The organism is Stutzerimonas stutzeri, assembly GCF_000952685.1.
Lineage (GTDB): Bacteria > Pseudomonadota > Gammaproteobacteria > Pseudomonadales > Pseudomonadaceae > Stutzerimonas > Stutzerimonas stutzeri_E.
On sequence record NZ_JYHV01000023.1, the window covers coordinates 1 to 5439 of the forward strand.

Sequence of the window (5439 nt, forward strand, 5' to 3'; positions counted from 1 at the left end):
CAAAAGCAAAAGCTTCGCCCCGAGGGCGGGGCTCCTACAGAAAGCCACGGCGCGCACCGAGCCACCTTTTGTGGGAGCCGCGACCCGCGGCGAAAGCGGGCCACGGCCGGCTCAAAAGCAAAAGCTTCGCCCCGAGGGCTGGCCACAAGAAAAGCCAAAGCGCATCCGCAGTGCTTTCGCCTGAGGCGCGCCCCGCGGCAATTACCAGATCCCAGAAAAACAAAACCCCGCACAAGGCGGGGTTCGTCATCGAGTCGCCCGGCGTCAGGCCGGGCTTGTCCGCGTAGGCTGTATCAGGCCTTGATACGGGACTTGTACTCGCCGGTACGGGTGTCGATCTCGATCGAGTCACCGATTTCGCAGAAGGCGGACACTTGCAGCTCGGCACCGTTCTTCAGGCGGGCGGTCTTCATGACCTTGCCGGAGGTGTCGCCGCGTACGGACGGCTCGGTGTAGACGATTTCACGAACGATGGTGGTCGGCAGTTCAACCGAGATCACCTTGTCGTTGTAGAAAACGGCTTCGCAGACGTCGGTCATGCCGTCTTCGATGAAGGTCATCACGCCTTCGAGATCGTCTTTTTCGATTTCGTACTGATTGAACTCTTCGTCCATGAAAACGTAGAGCGGGTCGGCGAAGTAGGAATAGGTCACTTCCTTGCGCTCGAGAATTACCGGCTCCAGCTTGTCATCTGCCTTGTACACAGTCTCAGTAGCAGAACCGTTGAGCAGGTTCTTCAGCTTCATCTTCACGACGGCACTGTTACGACCGGACTTGTTGAACTCGGCTTTCTGGATGACCCAGGGTGCGCCGTTGATAACGGCCACTTGGCCGGCACGGAACTCTTGTGCGGTTTTCATACGAATATCCGAATGGAATTAGAGACAAAAAACAGGCCGCGTATCATAGCCAATCTGTGTAAAAAAACACCAGCTTTCCGGCCAGATCGCCATTGGCTACCTGCTTGTGGGTCCATCTATCCGCATGCGCCCTTAGCTCCGTCTCGTGCGCCAGCAGGCCGGCCCAAGCGAGGCCACTACCAACGCCATCGTTCCAGGCTCGCCAGAACTCACGCAATGCAGCCGTAGCCTGCGGTGAAAGATCGTGGATATATAGGTCCAGAAAGGCGTTGAGCTTGTCCCAGTGCGCATCTTCCTCTTGGGGGTAGATATGCCAGACCAGCGGGCGCCCCGCCCATTGCGCGCGAATGAAGGACTCCTCGCCGCGTACGGCGTTGAAGTCACAGCACCACAGAAGCATGTCGTACTGGTTTTGCGTCATGAACGGCAGCACTGCGATCTGCAGCGCTCCCCGGGCATGACGGTCGCCAGCCTGTAGCTGTTCCACCCCCAACCAGCGCGCCACGTCACCGAGAACCCGCCCCTCCGGCACCAGCAACTGCGTCGGACGCGTATCGACAGCCAGCGCATCGAGCCACTGCGCAACGGCCTGGTTTTCGTAAGCGAACAGCGATATCAACCGCGCGCCAGGCTGTACGGCCAGCTCGAAGTTCTGCAGAAAGGCTTCACGCAGCGTTGGACTTTTCTGGAACGCCTCCCGCCGTGCCAGCAGATCGCCTTCGCGAATCAAGCCACCGGTGCCTTGCTCGAAACCTGGAAAGAAAAAATACTTTTGCAGGCCATCGGGCTGCATCGACGGCAGCGCATGGCAACCCACCACCCAATCTTCTGCGCTGAGGTATTCCAGGTTTAGCCAGAGAATACGACGCTCACTGCGGGCCATCGCCTCGATATAGGCCGCGGGCAGCTGGCAGGCGAAGGCCTCGATCACCACGTCAGCCGGCTCGGCACCCGGCCAGTCGGCTGACCAGTGCCGCACGTCGACGCCGTCATGCCATTGCTGACTGACCGTGGCACTGGTACCCGGACAGAGCCGGGCGAAGGTGTTCAGATCGTCAACCCAGAGCCGTACCCGCTGGCCATGCTCGGCGACCAACTGCCGCGCCAGACGCCAGGTCACGCCGATGTCGCCATAGTTGTCGACGACAACGCAGAAGATGTCCCAGCTGGCTCTGACCGACAAACCCACTACTCCTTTGCAAGAAACGCCCGGACCACGTGCTTAAGTGCAGTCCTGAGGGATCAGAATACAGGCTTGGTGGCCGAACGGGCGCAAACGGCAGACACAAGCGATCGCCGGAGCCGATGACACCAGGGCAATGAAACGATGGGGATAGATAGACGTTATGGAGGTGAACCCTACCAGCCACACCCCGGCACACAATGTCACCGCTGCGGCTGCTCCCTTCCGGGCCTGACCGGGTTCACGGCTGATCGTTGCGGGGGGACCGGCAGGGCCCACCATAACAAAACCCGCCTGGCGGCGAGCGGCGCCATTGTACCGGCTTATTCCCAACTTACAACCATCCATGCGGGCCATGCAGGCGCTAACGCATTGACGCGCCAGGTATTAAAAGAACGCAGTGGATCGGCAACCCCGACCGACAGAGAAAGGTGCAGCTCGCCATCGCGAAGCTGCGTCGTAAGAACAGCGAAAGCCAATCAGCAGTTTTATTAGGACGATACACACCACCGCATGGTCGAAGTGAAGTATTGCCCGGCTCAGCCTGACGCAGTTTCATCTCGATGAAGCTGCGTCCGCCAGACCGGGGAGCACCCTCCTCGTCACCGCCCGTCAGCCCGGATAAAAATATACGTGTCATGTGTCTTCTATCGACCCGAACCCCTATGCAAAAACAACGGTCTGTTCGAGGATAGGGAACGCAATAGCGTTGCCGTTTTGCTCTCGAAACGGCACCAGGACCGAACGAACCAGCGCAGTTGTCGCGCAGCGGAGACTGGCGGCGCTATCGAAAGAGGTAAGCATGAGCAAAGCTCCCATTGCCATCGTCGGCACCGGCATTGCAGGGCTCTCCGCCGCGCAGGCCCTGCATGCGGCCGGACAACCCGTACAGCTGTTCGACAAGAGCCGCGGCCTGGGCGGACGGATGGCCAGCAAGCGCAGCGACGCCGGCCATCTGGATCTCGGTACTCAGTATTTCACCGCACGCGACCGGCGCTTCACCGAGGCCGTACGTCAGTGGCAGACCCAGGGCTGGGTCGCCGAGTGGTCGCCCAACCTCTATCAGTCCCGCAGCGGGCAGCTGTCGCCCTCGGCAGATGAGCAATTGCGTTGGGTGGGCGTTCCCCGCATGAGTGCGATTGCTGCCGGACTGCTCGGCGAGCTGCCAGTCAAGCTTAGCTGTCGAATAACGGAAGTCTTTCGGGGCGAGGAATACTGGAAACTGGTCGACGCCGAAGGAAACAGCCATGGTCCGTTCAGCCAGGTGGTCGTCGCCATTCCTGCGCCCCAGGCCAGCACGCTGCTGGCTTCGGCACCGAAGCTGGCCGCCGTCGCCGCCAGTGTTGCAATGGAACCCACCTGGTCCGTCGCCCTGGGCTTCGCCAAGCCGCTCGAAACCAGCCTCGAGGCCTGCTTCGTTCAGGACGACTCGCTTGACTGGCTGGCCCGTCATCACAGCAGGCCCGGACGTGACGACCCGCTCGACCTATGGGTGCTGCACGCCAGCAGTGCCTGGAGCCGGCAACACCTCGACATGGCCAGGGAATCGGTGATTGAACATTTGCACGGCGCGTTTGCCGAGCTGATCGACTGCGTGGTGCCCGCTCCAGAATTCACCCTTGCCCATCGCTGGCTCTATGCACGCCCGAGCCAGTCTCATGAATGGGGCGCATTGGCGGATGCCCACCTCGGGTTGTATGCCTGCGGCGACTGGTGTCTCTCAGGCCGCGTCGAAGGGGCCTGGCTCAGCGGACAGGAAGTCGCACGACGGTTGCTTGAACAGTTATAGCCGACCATCTCTCCAGCCCGGGCCGTCGATTAAAAGGCGGCGCCGGCGACACCGCATCTCGAAATAACCCAAACCAGGCCGAGCATCACATCGATCCAGAACCGAAGAACAGCGCCTAGCCAAACGCGGTATCGAGAAACATCATAACCGCGAAGCCGCCCATCAAGCCGACCGTTGCCGGGGTCTGATGACCGTTGCGGTGAGTTTCGGGAATTACCTCGTGCGAGACCACGAAAATCATCGCGCCAGCAGCCAATCCGAGACTGATCGGATACGCGACGGCTAGACCACTGGATATTCCCAGTCCCACCAACGAGCCGAGCGGCTCCATCAAGCCGGATGCTGCAGCGACCAATATCGAGCGCCCTGGGGAGAGACCGGTGGTCCGCAAAGCCAACGCGACGGCCAGCCCCTCAGGAATGTCTTGTATGGCAATCGCCGTGGTGAGCGGCAAACCGACACCCAAATCGCCATTGGCGAAACTCACTCCGATCGCCATGCCCTCCGGAACGTTGTGAAGAATGATCGCAAACACGAACAGCCAGACCCGGCTTATGCGCTGGTGATTCGGACCAAAGGCGCCCGCGCTTTCATGCTCATGCGGCGTGAAATAGTCCAACCCAAGCATCAGCAACACGCCGATCCCGAGGCCAGCCACGACGGTCAATGCGGCGGCCGGCCCACTGCCGAACAGTTCCCTGGCGGCGGCAATGCCAGGGAGAATCAGCGAGAACGAACTGGCGGCGAGCATCATGCCGGCAGCGAAGCCCAGCATGCTGTCCTGGGTGCGCGTGGAAATATTGTTCAGCACGATGGCCATCAGCGCACCCAACGCCGTGGCAACGAAGCCCGCCGTACCGCCGAGCAACGCGTAGCGGACGTTGCTCTCGTTGCCGTTCTGAAGCGCGTTATAGCCACTCGCAATCGACAACAGCAGTACGACCAGAAGTGTGCCTGCCAGGCCTAATGTAACAACGGGGTTTGCCTGCGCATGCGCGATCCATACCGAGCGTAGCGTCGCTGCTGCGCTTTGAGTGCTTGCCATGATGAAGGCCCCATATGATGTCTTTGTCGCCAATGCAGCAAGTGAGATGCGCGGACGGTCAAGCTGCGAGCGACCCACGGACACCACTATGCCAAAGGCGCGACGAGCGTCTTACGGGATATGACCATAAGCGACTCGCTGAGTTTGAATGCAAGGGCCTGGCCGATGCATGGCCTCGATCCCAACGCACACTGACCATCCACTCGCGACACCGGGAACTTAAATTGATCGAGGGGCCCTGACGATCAGGCGAGGACACGGGAGGAACGCTGGCGGGGATTTTTACAAGCACACTTGGCCGGTGGAAACATCGTCTCGGCGGCCCAGGATTTTAGAGCGATGCGGTAAGTCAGCGGTAAATGGAAGCAGCAATCGCCGTGTTCGTGATTGAAAACAGCGCACGCCGAACCGCATTAAGAATGCGAAAACGAAAAAAGCGACCTTAAGGTCGCTTTCTCTTCGCGCTTCAGCGCCTTTTATTTAAGGCTTGAAGCAAATTTGGAGCGGGAAACGAGACTCGAACTCGCGACCCCGACCTTGGCAAGGTCGTGCTCTACCAACT

Annotated in this window: 4 protein-coding genes and 1 other RNA gene; 1 reads left to right on the forward strand and 4 read right to left on the reverse strand. The window is 60.1% G+C overall.

Annotated elements, in window-relative coordinates; translation table 11 throughout:
- Nucleotides 1-293 precede the first annotated feature (293 nt).
- From efp to ffs, 3 genes are all read right to left on the reverse strand, one after another.
- Nucleotides 294-860 (reverse strand): elongation factor P, encoded by a 567-nt coding sequence (gene efp, locus UF78_RS13240; protein ID WP_021210189.1) that lies wholly within the window; start codon nucleotides 858-860, stop codon nucleotides 294-296.
- 43 nt (nucleotides 861-903) lie between these two features.
- On the reverse strand, nucleotides 904-2043 hold the full coding sequence (gene earP / locus UF78_RS13245) for an elongation factor P maturation arginine rhamnosyltransferase EarP (protein ID WP_045162689.1): 1140 nt from the start codon (nucleotides 2041-2043) through the stop codon (nucleotides 904-906).
- A gap of 174 nt (nucleotides 2044-2217) precedes the next feature.
- An RNA gene (ffs, locus tag UF78_RS22650) (signal recognition particle sRNA small type) lies at nucleotides 2218-2314 on the reverse strand.
- Between the two features lie 531 nt (nucleotides 2315-2845).
- Between ffs and UF78_RS13250 the strand changes: the two genes are divergently transcribed.
- Nucleotides 2846-3832, forward strand: a complete 987-nt coding sequence (locus tag UF78_RS13250; protein WP_045162690.1) for an NAD(P)/FAD-dependent oxidoreductase — start codon at nucleotides 2846-2848, stop codon at nucleotides 3830-3832.
- 115 nt (nucleotides 3833-3947) lie between these two features.
- Here the strand turns inward: UF78_RS13250 and UF78_RS13255 are convergent, their stop codons facing one another.
- Nucleotides 3948-4877, reverse strand: a complete 930-nt coding sequence (locus tag UF78_RS13255; RefSeq protein WP_045162691.1) for a ZIP family metal transporter — start codon at nucleotides 4875-4877, stop codon at nucleotides 3948-3950.
- Nucleotides 4878-5439: the final 562 nt, after the last annotated feature.

Excerpts from the sequence above, each read along its gene's own strand:
- efp (WP_021210189.1), bottom strand. The coding sequence starts at position 860 with ATGAAAACCGCACAAGAGTTCCGTGCCGGCCAAGTGGCCGTTATCAAC.
- UF78_RS13250 (WP_045162690.1), top strand. The coding sequence starts at position 2,846 with ATGAGCAAAGCTCCCATTGCCATCGTCGGCACCGGCATTGCAGGGCTC.
- UF78_RS13255 (WP_045162691.1), bottom strand. The coding sequence starts at position 4,877 with ATGGCAAGCACTCAAAGCGCAGCAGCGACGCTACGCTCGGTATGGATC.